Origin of the sequence: Rhodopseudomonas pentothenatexigens, assembly GCF_900218015.1 — a bacterium.
Taxonomy (GTDB): Bacteria; Pseudomonadota; Alphaproteobacteria; order Rhizobiales; family Xanthobacteraceae; genus Rhodopseudomonas; species Rhodopseudomonas pentothenatexigens.
In genome coordinates this window covers 106,873-123,514 of sequence record NZ_UFQQ01000015.1, presented here as the reverse complement: position 1 = coordinate 123,514, position 16,642 = coordinate 106,873, and the positions used below count along the sequence as shown (strand labels likewise).

The 16,642-nt window shown below is 65.3% G+C and carries 17 protein-coding genes and 1 tRNA gene; 12 read left to right on the top strand and 6 right to left on the bottom strand.

Annotation, left to right across the window (positions count from 1 at the left end):
* Window positions 1–116: 116 nt before the first annotated feature.
* A complete protein-coding gene (gene katG / locus DWA33_RS15700) occupies window positions 117–2,327 on the top strand; it encodes a catalase/peroxidase HPI (protein ID WP_114359006.1) in 2,211 nt (736 codons plus the stop codon).
* 92 nt (window positions 2,328–2,419) lie between these two features.
* Here katG and fabI read toward each other — a convergent pair whose 3' ends face one another.
* From fabI to fabA, 3 genes are all read right to left on the bottom strand, one after another.
* Complete coding sequence (fabI, locus tag DWA33_RS15695; protein ID WP_114359005.1) at window positions 2,420–3,232, bottom strand: enoyl-ACP reductase FabI; 813 nt, start codon at window positions 3,230–3,232, stop codon at window positions 2,420–2,422.
* 158 nt (window positions 3,233–3,390) lie between these two features.
* Window positions 3,391–4,617: a beta-ketoacyl-ACP synthase I gene (fabB, locus tag DWA33_RS15690; protein WP_114359004.1), complete on the bottom strand. Its 1,227-nt coding sequence runs from the start codon at window positions 4,615–4,617 to the stop codon at window positions 3,391–3,393.
* 65 nt (window positions 4,618–4,682) lie between these two features.
* Complete coding sequence (fabA, locus tag DWA33_RS15685; protein ID WP_114359003.1) at window positions 4,683–5,210, bottom strand: bifunctional 3-hydroxydecanoyl-ACP dehydratase/trans-2-decenoyl-ACP isomerase; 528 nt, start codon at window positions 5,208–5,210, stop codon at window positions 4,683–4,685.
* Between the two features lie 276 nt (window positions 5,211–5,486).
* Between fabA and irrA the strand changes: the two genes are divergently transcribed.
* Complete coding sequence (gene irrA, locus DWA33_RS15680; protein ID WP_430707899.1) at window positions 5,487–5,960, top strand: iron response transcriptional regulator IrrA; 474 nt, start codon at window positions 5,487–5,489, stop codon at window positions 5,958–5,960.
* A gap of 96 nt (window positions 5,961–6,056) precedes the next feature.
* On the opposite strand, the gene DWA33_RS15675 is transcribed toward irrA, so the two are convergent.
* Complete coding sequence (locus DWA33_RS15675; protein ID WP_114359001.1) at window positions 6,057–6,581, bottom strand: SH3 domain-containing protein; 525 nt, start codon at window positions 6,579–6,581, stop codon at window positions 6,057–6,059.
* A gap of 234 nt (window positions 6,582–6,815) precedes the next feature.
* Here DWA33_RS15675 and DWA33_RS15670 point away from each other — a divergent pair, with 234 nt between their 5' ends.
* The 7 genes from DWA33_RS15670 to DWA33_RS15640 all read left to right on the top strand — a co-directional run bounded on the left by DWA33_RS15670 (window position 6,816) and on the right by DWA33_RS15640 (window position 13,316).
* Window positions 6,816–7,817 (top strand): 2-hydroxyacid dehydrogenase, encoded by a 1,002-nt coding sequence (locus DWA33_RS15670; RefSeq protein ID WP_114359000.1) that lies wholly within the window; start codon window positions 6,816–6,818, stop codon window positions 7,815–7,817.
* Window positions 7,818–7,935: 118 nt separating this feature from the next.
* Window positions 7,936–9,321, top strand: a complete 1,386-nt coding sequence (locus DWA33_RS15665; protein ID WP_114358999.1) for a cytochrome P450 — start codon at window positions 7,936–7,938, stop codon at window positions 9,319–9,321.
* Window positions 9,322–9,443: 122 nt separating this feature from the next.
* Window positions 9,444–9,938 (top strand): tellurite resistance TerB family protein, encoded by a 495-nt coding sequence (locus tag DWA33_RS15660; protein WP_114358998.1) that lies wholly within the window; start codon window positions 9,444–9,446, stop codon window positions 9,936–9,938.
* A gap of 169 nt (window positions 9,939–10,107) precedes the next feature.
* Window positions 10,108–10,887 (top strand): SDR family NAD(P)-dependent oxidoreductase, encoded by a 780-nt coding sequence (locus DWA33_RS15655; protein ID WP_114358997.1) that lies wholly within the window; start codon window positions 10,108–10,110, stop codon window positions 10,885–10,887.
* A gap of 134 nt (window positions 10,888–11,021) precedes the next feature.
* Window positions 11,022–11,819 (top strand): glutamine amidotransferase, encoded by a 798-nt coding sequence (locus DWA33_RS15650; protein ID WP_114358996.1) that lies wholly within the window; start codon window positions 11,022–11,024, stop codon window positions 11,817–11,819.
* Between the two features lie 103 nt (window positions 11,820–11,922).
* A complete protein-coding gene (locus DWA33_RS15645) occupies window positions 11,923–12,423 on the top strand; it encodes a nuclear transport factor 2 family protein (protein ID WP_114358995.1) in 501 nt (166 codons plus the stop codon).
* 80 nt (window positions 12,424–12,503) lie between these two features.
* A complete protein-coding gene (locus DWA33_RS15640) occupies window positions 12,504–13,316 on the top strand; it encodes an enoyl-CoA hydratase (protein WP_114359060.1) in 813 nt (270 codons plus the stop codon).
* A 190-nt stretch (window positions 13,317–13,506) separates the two neighbouring features.
* Here the strand turns inward: DWA33_RS15640 and DWA33_RS15635 are convergent.
* Window positions 13,507–13,582: transfer RNA gene (locus DWA33_RS15635), tRNA-Ala, on the bottom strand.
* Window positions 13,583–13,782: 200 nt separating this feature from the next.
* Between DWA33_RS15635 and DWA33_RS15630 the strand changes: the two genes are divergently transcribed.
* The 3 genes from DWA33_RS15630 to folD all read left to right on the top strand — a co-directional run bounded on the left by DWA33_RS15630 (window position 13,783) and on the right by folD (window position 15,425).
* Window positions 13,783–14,073, top strand: coding sequence for a YggT family protein (locus tag DWA33_RS15630; protein ID WP_012494137.1), 291 nt, complete (start codon window positions 13,783–13,785; stop codon window positions 14,071–14,073).
* Between the two features lie 31 nt (window positions 14,074–14,104).
* Window positions 14,105–14,431, top strand: a complete 327-nt coding sequence (locus tag DWA33_RS15625) for a DUF167 domain-containing protein (RefSeq protein ID WP_114358994.1) — start codon at window positions 14,105–14,107, stop codon at window positions 14,429–14,431.
* A 106-nt stretch (window positions 14,432–14,537) separates the two neighbouring features.
* A complete protein-coding gene (gene folD, locus DWA33_RS15620) occupies window positions 14,538–15,425 on the top strand; it encodes a bifunctional methylenetetrahydrofolate dehydrogenase/methenyltetrahydrofolate cyclohydrolase FolD (RefSeq protein ID WP_114358993.1) in 888 nt (295 codons plus the stop codon).
* Between the two features lie 371 nt (window positions 15,426–15,796).
* Here the strand turns inward: folD and DWA33_RS15615 are convergent, their stop codons facing one another.
* The gene (locus DWA33_RS15615; RefSeq protein WP_430707898.1) at window positions 15,797–16,477 is read right to left on the bottom strand and encodes a tRNA (guanine(46)-N(7))-methyltransferase TrmB; all 681 of its coding nucleotides are present in this window, start codon (window positions 16,475–16,477) and stop codon (window positions 15,797–15,799) included.
* Window positions 16,478–16,642 lie beyond the last annotated feature (165 nt).

The window sequence follows — 16,642 nt, the reverse complement described above, 5'->3', positions numbered from 1 at the left end:
CCCGCACCCGCGGCGTCTTCAGGCTCAATCGCGGCACGGCCGGCGTCATGAAAGCTTCCAAAGACGCCACCACACTGAGCTGCGAAGAAACTGCAACGCGAGATCGGAGAGACACCATGGATGCAAAGACGGACGACAAGGGCGCAGGCAAGTGCCCGTTCACGGGCGGCAGCCGCGGCCACCGCAACCGCGACTGGTGGCCGGATCAGCTCGACGTTTCGGTGCTGCACAACAATTCGAAGAAGTCCGACCCGATGGGCGCGGCGTTCGACTACGCCGAGGAATTCAAGAAGCTCGATCTGGAAGCCGTGAAGAAGGACCTTCACGCGCTGATGACCGATTCGCAGGAATGGTGGCCGGCCGACTTCGGCCACTATGGCGGCCTGTTCATCCGCATGGCCTGGCACTCGGCCGGTACCTACCGCATCACCGACGGCCGTGGCGGCGCCGGCGCCGGCCAGCAGCGCTTCGCGCCGCTGAATTCGTGGCCGGACAATGCCAATCTCGACAAGGCCCGCCGGCTGCTGTGGCCGATCAAGCAGAAATACGGCCGCAAGATCTCCTGGGCCGACCTGATGGTGCTGACCGGCAACGTCGCGCTGGAATCGATGGGCTTCAAGACCTTCGGCTTCGCCGGCGGCCGCGCCGACGTCTGGGAGCCGGAAGAGCTGTATTGGGGCCCTGAGGGCACCTGGCTGGGCGACGAGCGCTATTCGGGCGAGCGCCAGCTCTCCGAGCCGCTCGGCGCCGTGCAGATGGGCCTGATCTACGTCAACCCCGAAGGCCCCAACGGTAACCCCGACCCGGTCGCCGCCGCCAAGGACATCCGTGAGACGTTCTATCGGATGGCGATGAACGACGAAGAAACCGTGGCGCTGATCGCCGGCGGTCACACCTTCGGCAAGACTCACGGCGCCGGCGACCCGTCGCTGATCGGACCGGCTCCGGAAGGCGGGCTGCTCGAGGAGCAGGGCCTCGGCTGGACCAGCAAGTTCGGCACCGGCTTCGGCGCCGACGCGATCACCGGCGGTCCGGAAGTGATCTGGACCACCACGCCGACCAAGTGGAGCAACAACTTCTTCTGGAATCTGTTCGGCTACGAGTGGGAGCTGGAGCAGAGCCCGGCCGGCGCCAAGCAGTGGCGCGCCAAGGGCGCGGGCGCGACCATTCCGGATCCGTTCGATCCGGAGAAGAAGCACGTGCCGAAGATGCTGACCACCGACCTGTCGCTGCGCTTCGATCCGATCTACGAAAAGATCTCGCGCCGCTTCATGGAGCATCCCGATCAGTTCGCCGACGCCTTCGCCCGCGCCTGGTTCAAGCTGACCCATCGCGACATGGGACCGCGGGTGCGCTACCTCGGCCCCGAAGTGCCGAAGGAAGAACTGATCTGGCAGGATCCGATCCCGGCGGTCGATCACGAGCTGGTCAGCGACGCCGATATTGAATCGCTGAAGGCGAAGATCCTCGGCTCCGGCCTGTCGGTGGCGCAGCTGGTCTCGACCGCGTGGGCGTCGGCCTCGACCTTCCGCGGCTCCGACAAGCGCGGCGGCGCCAACGGCGCGCGCATCCGGCTGGCTCCGCAGAAGGACTGGGAGGTCAACCATCCGGCCGAGCTGGCGCAAGTGCTCGGCAAGCTCGAGGCGATCCAGAGCGAGTTCAACGGGGCTCAGCAGGACGGCAAGAAAATCTCGCTCGCCGACCTGATCGTGCTCGGCGGCGCGGCGGCTGTCGAGAAGGCAGCCAAGGATGCCGGCACCACCGTCAAGGTGCCGTTCACGCCGGGCCGGATGGACGCGTCGGCCGAGCAGACCGACGCCGAATCGTTCAAGGTACTGGAGCCGCGGGCCGACGGCTTCCGCAACTACATCAACACCAAGCGGCACCAGTTCATGCATCCGGAAGAGGCGCTGGTCGACAGGGCCCAGCTCCTCACCCTCACGGGTCCGGAACTGACGGTTCTGGTCGGCGGCCTGCGCGTGCTCGGTGCCAACTACGAACACGCCACCCACGGCGTGTTCACCGAGCGGCCCGAGAAGCTGACCAACGACTTCTTCGTCAACCTGCTCGACATGGGCACCAAGTGGACCAAGTCGGACGGCGAGGTCGAAATCTACGAAGGCCGCGACCGCAAGACCAACGAGCTGCGTTGGACCGGTACGCGCGTCGACCTGATCTTCGGCTCGCATTCCCAGCTCCGCGCCTTCGCCGAGGTCTACGCCTGCGCCGACTCGCAGGAGAAGTTCGTCAAGGACTTCGTCGCCGCCTGGACCAAGGTGATGAACGCGGACCGGTTCGACATCGTCGCAAGCAAGCAGGCGGCCTGATCGCCGCCGACGCAGTACTCAGCGAGTAGCAAGGGCGGCCTCCGGGCCGCCCTTTTGCATGTGAGCGAGGGATTGCAGAGACAGGCGAGAGGTTACTCGCCCGCCTTGTCGTCGGCCTTGAGCGCGCTCGGCTTCGGCATCAGCACGATGTTGTAGCCGGAATCGACGTAGTGGGTTTCGCCGGTGACGCCGCCGGACAGGTCCGACAGCAGATACAGCGCCGATCCGCCGAGTTCTTCCAGCGTCACGCCGCGGCCGAGCGGCGAGTGCTTTTCCATGAAGCCGAACATCGCGCGCGAATCGCCGATGCCGGCGCCGGCCAGGGTCCGCACCGGGCCGGCCGATACCGCGTTGACGCGAATCCCCTTCGGGCCGAGATCGCAGGCGAGATAGCGCACGCTCGCTTCCAGCGCCGCTTTGGCGAGACCCATCACGTTGTAGTTCGGCATCGCGCGCTCGGACGCACCGAAGGTCAACGTGATCATCGCGCCGCCGTCCGGCATCAGCACCGCGGCGCGCTTTGCGACCTCGGTGAACGAGAAGCAGGAGATCACCATGGTGCGGGAGAAATTGGCGCGGCTGGTGTCGATGTACTCGCCACGCAGCTCGTTCTTGTCGGAGAAGCCGATGGCGTGGATCACGAAGTCGAGCTTGCCCCATTTGTGCTTCAGCGTGTCGAACACCGCATCGACACTGGCGATGTCCTCGACGTCGCAGGGCAGCACCAGGTCGGAATTCAGCGACTGCGCCAGCGGCTTGACCCGGCGCGCCAGCGCCTCGCCCTGATAGGTGAAGGCAAGCTCGGCCCCGTGCGCCGCCAGCGTCTTCGCCATCCCCCAGGCGATCGAATGGTCGTTGGCGACGCCCATGATCAGCCCGCGCTTACCCTGCATCAGTTGTTGCATGTCGTTATTCCCCTCTGCGTCATGGCCGGGCTCGTCCCGGGCATCCACGACCCGCGGCTCAACCGTGCTTCGAAAACGTGGATGGCCGGGACAAGCCCGGCCATGACGATCGTCCTAACACTTCGATTGTCCGGCATCAGCACGCCGAACACGGCCGGTCACGCATCCAGCCGCTTGAACACCAGCGTCGCGTTGGTACCGCCGAAGCCGAAGGAGTTCGACAGCACGGCGCTGAGCTTGGCGTTGTCGATGCGCTTGCGCACGATCGGCATGTCGGCGAAAGCCCGATCGAGTTCGGTGATGTGTGCGCTCTCGCAGATGAAGCCGTTCTGCATCATCAGCAGGGAGTAGATCGCCTCCTGCACGCCGGTGGCGCCCAGCGAGTGGCCGGTCAGCGCCTTGGTGGCGGAGATCGGCGGGCACTTGTCGCCGGTTCCGAACACGTTGCGGATCGCGGCGATTTCCGGCGGGTCGCCGGCCGGGGTCGAGGTCGCGTGCGGATTGATGTAGTCGATCTTGATGCCGCCGGTGGTCGCCAGCGCCATCTGCATGCAGCGCTCGGCGCCCTCGCCCGACGGCGCCACCATGTCGTAGCCGTCGCTGGTCGCGCCGTAGCCGATGATCTCGCCGTAGATCTTGGCGCCGCGCGCCTTGGCGTGTTCGAGCTCTTCCAGCACCAGCACGCCGGCGCCGCCGGCGATCACGAAGCCGTCGCGGCTGACGTCATAGGGCCGCGATGCCGTCGCCGGGGTGTCGTTGTACTTGGAGCTCATCGCCCCCATCGCGTCGAACAGCACCGACAGCGACCAGTCGAGCTCTTCGCAACCGCCGGCGAACACGACGTCCTGCTTGCCCCACTGGATCAGCTCGTAGGCGTTGCCGATGCAGTGGTTGGAGGTCGCGCAGGCCGACGAGATCGAATAATTGACGCCCTTGATCTTGAACCAGGTCGCAAGCGTGGCCGACGCGGTCGAGCTCATCGCTTTGGGCACCGCGAACGGGCCGACGCGCTTCGGTCCCTTGCTGCGGGTGATGTCCGCGGCTTCGACGATGGTGCGCGCGGACGGGCCGCCCGACCCCATCACGATGCCGGTGCGCGGATTGGAGATCTCGGTTTCCTCCAAACCCGAATCAGCGATCGCCTGTTCCATCGCGACGTGATTCCACGCCGCGCCTTCGCCGAGGAAGCGCATCGCGCGACGGTCGACCACATCGGCCGGATTGAGCGTCGGCGCACCCTGAACTTGCGAGCGGAATCCCAGCTCGGCATGCTTCTCGGCGCGCGAAATGCCCGACTTGGCGTCGTGCAGGCTCGCCAGAACCTCCTGGGTGTTGTTTCCAATCGACGAGACGATCCCCATCCCGGTCACAACAACACGTCTCATATGATCGCCTCGTTCATTCCATGGTCGTCGCGGACGGCAACGCGCCGATCGCAGTCTTCTAAACCTCAGCCGCCGACCGGCTGCGCCGTCTGCTTGAACAGACCGACTTTCAGGTCCTTTGCGCGGTAGATGATCTCGTCGTCGGCCGAAAGCCAACCATCGGCAATGCCGAGCCACAGCTTCGAGCGCATCACCCGCTTGATGTCGACATTGTAAACGATCTTGCGGATATGCGGCAGCACTTGGCCGGTGAACTTTAGTTCCCCGAGGCCGAGCGCGCGACCGGGACCTTCGCCACCAACCCAACCGAGGAAGAACCCGACCATCTGCCACATCGCATCGAGCCCCAGACACCCCGGCATCACCGGATCGTTCTTGAAATGGCATGCGAAGAACCAGAGATCCGGATTGACGTCGAGTTCGGCACGAACGTGACCCTTGCCGAATTCGCCGCCGTCCTCGGTGATGGTGGTGATACGGTCGAACATCAGCATCGGGGGCAGCGGAAGCTGCGCATTTCCGGGACCGAACAATTCACCACGGCCGCAGGCCAGCAGGTCTTCGTATTCGTAGCTGGAGCGACGGTCCCGCATGCGACGATGCCTTCTTCAAATTGGATCGAGAGGATTTGGCTACCCGCGCGGCGGAGTCCGGCAGCGGGAGCTGGGCGCGCTCTGGGAGCGCGCGGGGTCTGTAACATAGGCATATTGCCCCGCCTAGCGGCACCTCCGTGATCCTACTTAAGCAAAACGACGGAACAGCGCCAGTTGCGAGACGCTTGCACGACCAAGGAATGCTTCCTATAATCACAGGATGCAGTGCAAATAGTAGCGCAGCAGGGGTATGCAATCGTGGACATCGGCGAGCACGTGGCATTTTTGCGAGAGGAACCGGTTCAGGAGGCTCATTCGCATGCCGAGCCGCGGCTGAACGGTTGTCCCTGGCACGACGTCAACGAAATGTTGCAGTCGGTGGGCCTGCGTCCGACCCGGCAGCGCATGGCGCTCGGGTGGCTGCTGTTCGGGAAGGGCGACCGCCACCTGACGGCCGAAATGCTGTACGAGGAAGCCAGTCAGGCGAAGGTCCCGGTGTCGCTGGCGACCGTTTACAACACTTTGAATCAGCTCACCGAAGTCGGTCTGCTGCGGCAGGTCAGCGTCGACGGCACCAAGACCTATTTCGACACCAACGTGTCGGCGCATCAGCACTTCTATCTCGAGAACAATCACGAGCTGATCGACATCCCCAACGCGGAGCTCGAGCTGAAGGCGACGCCCGACGTTCCCGACGGATATGAGATCGCGCGGGTCGATGTCGTGGTGCGTCTGCGGAAGAAGGGCTGACGTTTCTTCGAGCTATTCTTGGTGACGAATTCAGCCCGAGAGCCGCATGCTCCCGGGCTTTTTCGCGCCCGATCGAGGACCGATCGCCCCACCGGGTCAATTCACCTGCTCGTCGGCGTAAACGCCCCATAGTTGCAGCTTCTCGATCCAGCCGTCGAAGCCGTTGCCGACGATCCGGCACCATTTCATGTCGCAGCGTTTGACCTGCGCCACGACACCGGCCTGCAGCCGGGCGACCACCGCGCTGGCGGAGCTGGCGCTTTCGTAAAGCGGCGCCAATTCGTCCCTGTCCTTCATGATCACAACTGCCGTACGGCGGCCCGACAGCAGCGAGTGATACACCCAGCCTTCGGCGCCCTCGGAGTCACGGACACGGCGCCAGTTCTCGAACTCGGCGGTGACTTCGACCGGCAATCCGGCGCGGGTGTAGACCCAGGCGACGTCGTTGTCCTTGGTTGGCCCGACCCGGACGTTGACGTGATCCGACTTAAGGCTGACGTATCGCGGCACCGGCAGTCCGCTTGCGGACAATGGCGACTCCTTGCCGGCGTGCGCTAAGGTCGCAGCATAGATCATCGCAGCTGCGAACGTCGTTGCCGCCATCAGGTATTTCATCGTCATCGACACGCCTCTTCGTCGCGTAATTTGCGGCGCGTCCGTCGCCGGCGAAACCCAGGGTCCTTGTCTTGGCGCGGTCTTCTGCTAGAGAAGGCCGGAAGGCATCCGGTAACCCAAGGAACGGGAAGGGACCTCACGGTCGGGACCGGCCCCTGTGGTCGCGCTGCTGCGGGAGTGTCGAACAGCTGAGTTAACGGGGGCTAAAAGATCTCGTTGAGCTCGTCAGAGAGCGTTGGAATGTCGCTTAAGAAAAAGCCTCTGGTCGTCGTCACCCGCAAGCTTCCGGACTCGATTGAAACCCGGATGCGCGAGCTGTTCGACGCCCGGCTGAACCTCGACGATATTCCGATGACCGCCGAGCAGCTCGCCGAAGCGGCGCGTACTGCCGACGTGCTGGTACCAACGGTAACCGACGAGATTACCGCCGAGATGCTGAATCAGCCCGACTGCCCGCTGCGGCTGATCGCGCATTTCGGCAACGGCATCGACAATATCGACGTCGCCGCAGCGCATGCGCGCGGCATCACCGTGACCAATACGCCGAAAGTCCTGACGGAAGATACCGCCGACATGACCATGGCGCTGATTCTCGCGGTGCCGCGGCGGCTGATCGAGGGCGCCGCGCTGCTGATGGAAGGCGGCGATTGGCCCGGCTGGTCGCCGACCTGGATGCTCGGCCGCAGGCTCGGCGGCAAGCGGCTCGGCATCATCGGCATGGGCCGGATCGGCCAGGCGGTGGCCCGCCGCGCCCGCGCCTTCGGCCTGCAAATCCACTATCACAACCGCAAGCCGGTGGCACCGCGCATCGCCGACGAACTCGGCGCGACCTACTGGGACTCGCTGGACCAGATGCTGGCGCGGATGGACATCATCTCGGTGAACTGTCCGCACACCCCGGCGACCTTCCATCTGCTGTCGGCACGTCGCCTCAAACTGATCCGCAAGGACGCCTTCATCGTCAACACCGCGCGCGGTGAGGTGATCGACGAGGAGACGCTGACCAAGCTGATCGAGAGCGGGGACATCGCGGGCGCCGGCCTCGATGTCTACGAGCACGAGCCTGCGGTCAATCCGAAGCTGGTACGGCTGGCCAAGCAGGGCAAGGTGGTGCTGCTGCCGCACATGGGCTCGGCCACCATCGAGGGCCGGGTCGAGATGGGCGAGAAGGTGATCATCAACATCCGCACCTTCCTCGACAACCACAAGCCCCCGGATCGCGTCCTGCCCGGGATGCTGTAGTTACGCCGCGTTTCAGGTCCGCTGCGGCGGATGGTCTCGCGCGCCGGTTCCGCCCACGCCTTTTCCCTGACCGTTTCGCACACTACCTTCGTTGAGAACGACGAGGGAGTGCGCTCGAGTGAGCATCGCCGCGATCGACCACAGGCCGAAATCCCGCGCGCCGCTGATCCCGCCGACGCCGCCGCGCGCGCCGGACGATCTGTCGGCGCTCGGCCGGCTCGCTGCGATCCGCCACAATGCGATCGCGAGCTGGGGCGACCGGGCCTACCAGGACGATGTCGTCAGGGGCCGGTTCTTCACCCACGCCAGCTACATTCTCAATACGCCGGATGCGATCCGGCACGTGCTGATCGACAACGCCGACAATTATCGACGGACCGCGACCGGCATCCGGGTGCTGCGGCCGATGCTCGGCGAAGGACTGCTGCTCGCCGAGGGGCGGGCATGGAAGCATCAGCGGCGGACGTTGGCGCCCGCATTCACGCCGCGCGCGGTCGCCACGCTGATCCCGCACATGCTGTCCGCGACCGATGAAACCGTCGCCAGCCTGCGCCGCAACCTCGGTTCACCGGTGGACCTGCGCGAGGCCATGCAGCATCTCGCTCTGGAGATCGCTGGCAGGACGATGTTTTCGTTCGAAATGGGCACCCATGGTCAGGCGCTCCGCGGCTTCGTGGTCGACTACGGCACCCGGCTGGCGAGCCCGCGCTTCCTCGATCTGCTGCTGCCGCTCGGCTGGCCGACCCCGCAGGATATTTCGCGCGCGCGATTTCGCAGGCGCTGGACCAGGTTCATCGGCGAGCTGATCGCAGCACGACGCACGGCGGGCAAGCCGGAAGGCGCGCCGCCGCGCGATCTGTTCGAGCTGATGCTCGCCGCGCGCGATCCTGAAACCGGCGAGGCATTTTCCGACGATCAGCTCGGCGATCAGGTCGCCACCATGATCCTGGCCGGGCACGAAACCACGGCGACCGCGCTGTTCTGGGCGTTGTATCTGCTGGCGATGGACGGCGAAGCGCAGGACCGGATCGCCGCGGAGGTGCACCGGCTCGGCTCCGACGTGGTGGAGATCGAGCGTCTGCCGTTCACCCGCGCGGTCCTCGAGGAGACGCTGCGGCTATATCCGCCGGCGTTCCTGATCGTCCGCGAAGCGGCCGGACCAGATCACGTCGCGGGCTTCCCGGTGCGCAAGCACGACGTCATGCTGATCGCGCCCTGGTTGCTGCATCGGCATGAGAAACTCTGGAGCGACCCCGGCACTTTCGTGCCGGAGCGCTTCCTGCCGGGAGCGTCGCCACCGGACAGGTTCGCCTATTTGCCGTTCGGCGTCGGCCCGCGCGTTTGCATCGGTGCACACTTCGCGCTGGTGGAGGCGACGCTGGCGTTGGCGAAGATCGTCGGCGCCTTCCACGTCGAACTGATCGACCGCGATCCGGTGCTTCCGATCGGGGTCGTCACCACCCAGCCCGATCACTCGCCGCCGTTCCGACTGACGTCGCGGTGACGGAGCGCAGCTAACATTGCAAAACAGTCATGGAACTCCGCGGAACCGCGCCAGGATTGCGAGCGTTCCCATTCAAAGCCATACAGCGACGAGCCGTCGCCCCGATCGAAAGACCAGAGCCGATGCTGGACAGACTGCGCCAATTCATCACCGACGTCGTCGCTCCGAGCGCACCGGAAGAGCTGACGCTCGACGATGGCGGATACCGCCTGGCTGCGACCGCCCTGCTGATCCATGTCATCTCGATCGACGGCGATCCCTCCGAGGTCGAGAAGCGGAAACTGCATGCATTGCTCGAACAGCGCTTCGGCCTCGATGCGGCGACTGCAAACCGGCTGATCGCCTCGGCCACATTGGTCGAGGGTGAAGCCGTCGACCTTTACCATTTCACCAGCGTGATCATGCGTTCGGTCAACGAGCAAGGCCGCCTCCGCATCGTGGAAATGATGTGGGAGCTGGTGTTCGCCGACGGTGCCGTCACCGAGTTCGAGGAGAACGTGGTGTGGCGGGCGGCCGATCTGCTGGCGGTTTCCACCCGCGACCGGGTCAACCTGCGCCAGAAAGTCGCTGCGGCGAACAACATGCAGTCGATCCCCGAGATCGACCCTGCCAACTAACCAAGGCTCGTCAGCGGACGCACGGCCGGCTTCTTCGCGCGTCCGTTCGATCCATGTGTGCGATCGGCCAAGGTCGCGGCGCATGGGTCTTGCACGCTGCTTGCTTCCCGCATAAGGCGTTAGCTGTTCCTTGGGCCCGTTCGGCCAATCTGAAACAAGAGTTCTTGTCGTGACTGAACGTGTGACTTTGATTACGGGCGCGTCGGCCGGAATCGGTGCCGATTTGGCGCGAATTTTTGCAGATAATGCCCATCGGGTAGCCTTGGTGGCGCGACGTGGCGAGAGGCTCGAGGCGTTGGCCGCCGAGATCCGCAGCAAGGGCGGTCGCGATCCGATCGTGATCGCCTGCGACCTCGGCAGGCCGGACGCCGCCGAGCAGATCGTCGCGGCCCTCGCCGAGGCCGGCGTGGAGGTCGAGTATCTCGTCAACAATGCCGGCTACGGACTGTTCGGCCGGGCGGCGGAGATGGACCGCGAGGGACAGCTCGGCATCATCGACGTCAACATCCGGGCTTTGACCGACCTGACACTGCGGTTCGCAGACAGCGTCGCCCGCCTGCGCGGCGGCATTCTGAACGTCGCCTCGATCGCCGGATTCCTGCCTGGACCGGGCATGGCGGTGTACTACGCCTCCAAGGCGTTCGTCCTGTCGTTCACCGAAGCGTTGCATCAGGAGCTCGGTGCCAAGGGCGTTCGTGTCACCGCGCTGTGCCCGGGACCGGTACCGACTGAATTCCAGGAGCGGGCTGGCTTCGAGCCGGGCTTCGATTCGGCGGTACTCAACGTCTCCCCGGCGGAGGTCGCACGGCAGGCCTATCAGGGACTGATGAACAACAAGCGGCTGGTGCTGCCGGGCGTGGGCGTCAAGATCGTGCCGTTCCTGCTGCGGCTGTTCCCGCGCGGGTTCATTGCCGCCGCGGTGGGTGGTTTTCAGCTGCGCCGCCGCTGAACCCTCGTGCGCCTGGTCGGCGCGGGGGCCACATTCTGGCCCGGAGCTTGCTTTACTGAATTGTCATCTTGTGTCGAACAACTTGTTCGGCGGTGTGACAATCCTGTTCGGCGTAGCTCTGGACTGACCCTTCCATGCATCTGCGACTGACCGATTTCGAACGGGTGGCCTCGCCCGCCCTTCAGCCCGCCAATACCAACGATCCGAGGCCGGTGCTGATCGTTCTGCACCAGGAAACTTCGACCCCCGGCCGGGTCGGCAATGCCCTCCGTTCGCTCGGCCATTCGCTGGACGTACGCCGCCCGCGGTTCGGCGACCCGCTTCCCGATTCGCTCGACGACCATGCCGGCGCAGTGCTGTTCGGCGGTCCGATGAGCGCCAACGATCCGGACGACTACATCCGGCGCGAAATCGACTGGATCGCCGTGCCGCTGAAGGAGCGGCGGCCGTTTCTCGGCATCTGCCTCGGCGCCCAGATGCTGGCGAAGCAGCTCGGCGCCCGGGTCGCGCCGCATGCCCACGGCCGCGCCGAAGTGGGTTATTACGACATCCATCCCACGGCCGCAGGCCGGGCGATGTGCGCGCAGTGGCCGCGCCAAGTCTATCACTGGCACGTCGAGGGCTTCGAGCTGCCGGCCGGCGCCGAACTGCTGGCGGAAGGCGGCGACTTCCCGGTCCAGGCGATCCGCAGCGACACCGCCTACGGCTTCCAGTTTCACCCCGACGTCACCTGGGCGATGATGCATCGCTGGACCACCAAGGGCCACGAGCGGCTGGAATTGCCCGGCGCACGGCCGCGGCGCGAGCATTTCGCCGACCGCGCGGTGCACGATCTGGCCGAGCGGATCTGGCTGGCGCATTTCCTCGACCACTGGCTGGCGCGCGCACCGCTCGGCGAGCCGGTCACGGCGTTGCGCGAGGCCGCCGAATAGCGGTTGCGGTCATGCCGCAAACCCGCTTCCCTCGCAGCCGATCCGATTGCTAATCTCGCCGTCAAGCTTCGGCAGCCACGACCGGAGCAGCAAGGGAGAGGGCATGACCAGCGAGGAATTCGCGCGGCTGCTGGAGAGTTTCACCCGCGCCGCGGAATCCGGCGACGGCGCACGGTTCGCCAGCCATTTCACCGAAGACGCGGTGTATCACGACTACATCTACGGCCCGCACACCGGCCGCGCAGCGATCGCCGAGATGATGCAGGAGCTGTTTCATCGCGACGCCGCCGATTATCGGTGGGAGATGTTCGATCCGGTCTGCAACGGCGACCTCGGCTACGCCTGGTCGCTGTCGAGCTTCACATCCACCGTTCCCGAGTTCAAAGGCCAGCGCGTGGTGATCGACGGCATGAGCCGTTTCGTGCTGCGCGGCGGGCTGATCGCGGAGTACCGCGAATCTGTCAATGGCGGCGTGGCGATGGCGCAGCTCGGCGTCGCGCCCGAGCGGATGGCCAAAGTGTTCCGCAAATGGAGCGGCTGGCTGCAGCAGCGACCCGAAACCCAGGACTATCTGGCCCGGCCCAGGGGCTCGGGCCGCACCTGAGATCGGTCGCCCACGGCGGGCGACAACGCGCCCGACGCTAGTCGCGCGCCAAACAACAATCAACAATGGGAGAAACGCCGTTGAGCTACCAGGACATCCTCTATGACGTCGCCGACCGGATCGCGACCATCACGCTGAACCGGCCGGACCGCATGAATGCATGGACGCCGGTGATGGAGCGCGAGGTCCGAGCCGCGATGCAGCAGGCGGCCGAGGACGGCGAGGTCCGCGTCATCGTGCTGACCGGCGCGGGCCGCGGATTCTGCGCCGGCGCCGACATGCAGGTGCTGCAGAACATCGATCCCTCCGACGTCCGCCGCGCCGCCGACCTGCCGCCGTTCGACATGAACCGCCGCGCCGACTGGCAGACCCGCTACGCGTTCTATCCGTCGATTCCCAAGCCGATCATCGGCATGCTCAACGGCGCCACCGCCGGCATCGGGCTGGTGCACGCGCTGTATTGCGACGTCCGCTTCGCCGCCGACTCCGCGGTGTTCACCACCGCCTTCGCGCGCCGCGGCCTGATCGCCGAGCACGGCATTTCCTGGATGCTGCCGCGGATCGTCGGCCATGCCAATGCGCTCGATCTATTGCTGTCGGCGCGACGGGTTTCGGCCGACGAAGCACTGCGGATGGGGCTGGTGAACCGGCTGTATCCGGCCGATCAGCTCCGCGAGCAGACCTACGCTTACGCCCGCGACCTCGCCGACAATGTCGCGCCGAAGTCGATGCAGGTGATCAAGCGGCAGCTCTACGAGGTGCCGTTCCAGACCCTGGCGGAAGCGACGATCGAGGCCAATCGCGAGATGGCGATTTCGCTCGCCAGCGCCGATTTCAAGGAAGGCGTCGCCAGCTTCGTCGAAAAGCGCCCGCCGCGTTTCAGCAGCGTGTGATCGTCAGGAAAGGCCGGGCGTCCCCAGGGGCGCTCGGCAGCCAACCTCATATGGCGGGCGTCTGACCAAAGACGAGGCGCAGAAAATCAGCAGCGGTCCTCGCGAAGACCGCTTGTTCGTCCGAATTTCTTGGAAAACTACTGGGACCGTGTCGCGAAGGTCGCCAACTTCCGTCTTGGTTTCGGGAAGTTGGTGGAGCCAGGCGGGATCGAACCGCCGACCTCATCATTGCGAACGATGCGCTCTCCCAGCTGAGCTATGGCCCCTTGCGCGGTCAGGACAAGTCGTCCCGGCCAGCGAACGCCGCCATTTACAGTGCAGGTTGTGGCCAAGTCAAGAACGACAGGACGGATCGAAATCGGCCCGCCGCGGCTTTATTGCCGCCGAGTTCCCTTGTTTGGACGGGGGTGAACCGATATCTACGGCTCGAGCCTTCCGCGACCGAAACCGCGAGTTTTCCCCCGTCATGCGCGCCATTCTCGACATCGTTCTCATCATCCTCGATCTCTACATCTGGCTGCTGATCGCCTCCGCGATCCTGTCCTGGCTGATCGCCTTCAACGTTGTGAACACGCGCAACCAGTTCGTCGGCGCGGTGTCCGAGTTCCTGTACCGAATCACCGAGCCGCTTCTGGCGCCGATCCGCAATCTGCTGCCGTCGCTCGGCGGCCTCGATATCTCGCCGATCATCCTGATCCTGCTGATCATGTTCCTGCAGCGGGTGATCACCTATTACATCTACCCGGCGGTGTTCTGACTGCGCTGACGCAGCGGCGGGGGCGCCCGGCATGGCGGAGGCTTGGCGGTATTCGGCTCAGGGCGTCGCGGTGGCGGTGCGGGTCACCCCACGCGGCGGCCGTGACGACATTGATGGGCTGGAAACGCTGTCGGACGGCCGGCCGGTGGTCAAAGTGCGGGTTCGGGCCATCGCCGATGGCGGCGAGGCCAACCGGGCGGTGACGGAGCTGCTGGCCAGGGCGGTCGGCGTGCCGAAGCGCAATGTGAGGCTGCTGTCGGGCGCGACCTCGCGGCAGAAGCAGATCGCGATCGACGGCGATCCAAAACAGCTCGGCGAAACATTGCGCCGCCTGGTTGCGGCCAAACCCGCCGAATGAACAAGCAGGGAGGCCCGCGAGGGCGATCCACCATTCGCCTCTCCGTTCGGGGAGGCGTTGTCATTTCGATGCGGACGCATCGGCTGGGACAGGCAAAGAGGACGACATGACAGCCCGGATCATCGATGGAAAAATCATCTCGGCCGAGCTACGCGCCCGCGTCGCCGCGGAAGTCGCGCGGCTGAAGACCGAGCACGGCATCACGCCGGGCCTGGCGGTGGTGCTGGTCGGCAACGACCCCGCCTCCGAGGTCTATGTCCGCAGTAAGCACAAGCAGACCCAGGAGGCCGGCATGGCCTCGTTCGAGCACCGGCTGCCCGCCGACGTGCCGCAGGCCGAGCTGATGGCGTTGATCGCAAAGCTCAATGCCGATCCGGCGGTGCACGGCATTCTGGTGCAATTGCCGCTGCCCAAGGGCCTCGACAGCAACGCGGTGATCGACGCCATCGATCCAGCCAAGGATGTCGACGGCCTCAACCCGACCAATGCGGGCCGGCTCGCCTCCGGCCTGTTCGCGCTGACGCCGTGCACCCCGCTCGGCAGCATCATCATGGCCAAAACCGTGCACGCCTCGCTCGAGGGCATGAACGCGCTGGTGATCGGCCGGTCCAATCTGGTCGGCAAGCCGCTGGTGCAGTTGCTGCTGAACGAGAACGCCACGGTGACGATCGCGCATTCGCGCACCCGCGACCTGCCGGCGCTGTGCCGCCAGGCCGATCTGGTGTTCGCCGCGGTCGGCAAGGCCGAGATGGTGAAGGGCGACTGGATCAAGCCGGGCGCCACAGTGATCGACGTCGGCATCAACCGGACCCCGGGCAAGGACGGCGGCAAGGACAAGCTGCTCGGCGACGTCGCGTTCGCCGAGGCCAAGGAGGTCGCCGGCGCGATTACGCCGGTCCCCGGCGGCGTCGGCCTGATGACGGTCGCCTGCCTTTTGGTCAACACCGTCCGCGCCGCCTGCGCGATCCACGGCCTGCCCAAGCCGGCGGTTTAATTCACCACCGTCGTCATGCTGAGGTGCTCGCCCGAAGGGCGAGCCTCGAAGGATGACGTCGCGCGGGTGGTTAGTCGTCCGTGAGTTTTCGCGGCTCGGATTGACTTAGGCATATTGGGCCGCGCCGATGCCGCGACAGCATCACCAGCAGGGCATCACCAGCAGGGCATCGCCGTTGCCGAAGCGGCTGATCGCCGGGCTTGCCGCACCGTTGCCGATGCGGCCCAATCTAACCGACTCGTTCAGTTCTCACGCAGCCTGCTCGCGCCGGCCTTCCCGCAAAATCGAATACTTGCCCGTGACTGATCTAATCGCAAATCATGGGCTTCCGAACGGTTCACGGACGACTGGGTTAGTCTAATCGTCGCCGTTCACAGTCGTTCGAAACGCAGATAGTTGGCGCGCCGTCCCTCGCGCTCGGCTTTGCGGCCGTAGCGCGTCATCGTGTAGTTCGGCCACGGCTTGCGCCAATCGTCGGCCCGCTCGGCCAACCAGTCGAAACCGGGCGCGCGGAGCAGATGCGCCAGGGTCCATGCGTTGTAGCCGTCGATGTCGCTGACGAAACGGAATTCGCCGTGTGGCGCCAACGCGCGGGCCATCGCCGAAACGGTGGCGTCCTGGACGAAGCGGCGCTTCCAGTGCCGTCGCTTCGGCCATGGATCGGGATGGATCAGATCGATCCGCGCCAGCGAGCCGGCCGGCACCCAGGCCAGCAGTTCGGATGCGTCGCCGGCGAACAGACGGATGTTGCCGATGTTCTCCGCCTCGATCCGTGCCAGGATCTTGGCCATCCCGTTGACGTAAGGTTCGGCGCCGATGAACCCGGTGTTCGGATGCGCCAGGGCTTCGGCAAGCAGATGCTCGCCGCCGCCGAACCCGATTTCGAGACGAACGAGCTCGACCGCCGAGTCAAACAGCGTAGTAAGCGAGTCGGGAGCCGGACCGTCGATCCGCAGCGACAGATGCGGCAGCAGGTGCTCGATCAGGTCGGCCTGATGAGCACGCAGCTTGTGGCCCTTGCGACGGCCGAAGAACGATCCTTGGCGGTGCATCGCGACGTCACCATCGCGATCATCGGAATCCGGCGCAGAGTCAGGGTGATCAATATTGAACATCAAGCGACGGCGCTCATGCTTCCTCGGCCGGTGTCCTGCCGAAGACAGGACTGCCATTGTCAGACCGTGAACGAAAAACCGGCCTCGCCTCGAGAAGCTATC

Excerpts from the sequence above, each read along its gene's own strand:
- katG (WP_114359006.1), top strand. The coding sequence starts at position 117 with ATGGATGCAAAGACGGACGACAAGGGCGCAGGCAAGTGCCCGTTCACG.
- fabI (WP_114359005.1), bottom strand. The coding sequence starts at position 3,232 with ATGCAACAACTGATGCAGGGTAAGCGCGGGCTGATCATGGGCGTCGCC.
- fabB (WP_114359004.1), bottom strand. The coding sequence starts at position 4,617 with ATGAGACGTGTTGTTGTGACCGGGATGGGGATCGTCTCGTCGATTGGA.
- fabA (WP_114359003.1), bottom strand. The coding sequence starts at position 5,210 with ATGCGGGACCGTCGCTCCAGCTACGAATACGAAGACCTGCTGGCCTGC.
- DWA33_RS15675 (WP_114359001.1), bottom strand. The coding sequence starts at position 6,581 with ATGACGATGAAATACCTGATGGCGGCAACGACGTTCGCAGCTGCGATG.
- DWA33_RS15670 (WP_114359000.1), top strand. The coding sequence starts at position 6,816 with ATGTCGCTTAAGAAAAAGCCTCTGGTCGTCGTCACCCGCAAGCTTCCG.
- DWA33_RS15660 (WP_114358998.1), top strand. The coding sequence starts at position 9,444 with ATGCTGGACAGACTGCGCCAATTCATCACCGACGTCGTCGCTCCGAGC.
- DWA33_RS15650 (WP_114358996.1), top strand. The coding sequence starts at position 11,022 with ATGCATCTGCGACTGACCGATTTCGAACGGGTGGCCTCGCCCGCCCTT.
- DWA33_RS15645 (WP_114358995.1), top strand. The coding sequence starts at position 11,923 with ATGACCAGCGAGGAATTCGCGCGGCTGCTGGAGAGTTTCACCCGCGCC.
- DWA33_RS15630 (WP_012494137.1), top strand. The coding sequence starts at position 13,783 with ATGCGCGCCATTCTCGACATCGTTCTCATCATCCTCGATCTCTACATC.
- DWA33_RS15625 (WP_114358994.1), top strand. The coding sequence starts at position 14,105 with ATGGCGGAGGCTTGGCGGTATTCGGCTCAGGGCGTCGCGGTGGCGGTG.
- folD (WP_114358993.1), top strand. The coding sequence starts at position 14,538 with ATGACAGCCCGGATCATCGATGGAAAAATCATCTCGGCCGAGCTACGC.
- DWA33_RS15615 (WP_430707898.1), bottom strand. The coding sequence starts at position 16,477 with ATGCACCGCCAAGGATCGTTCTTCGGCCGTCGCAAGGGCCACAAGCTG.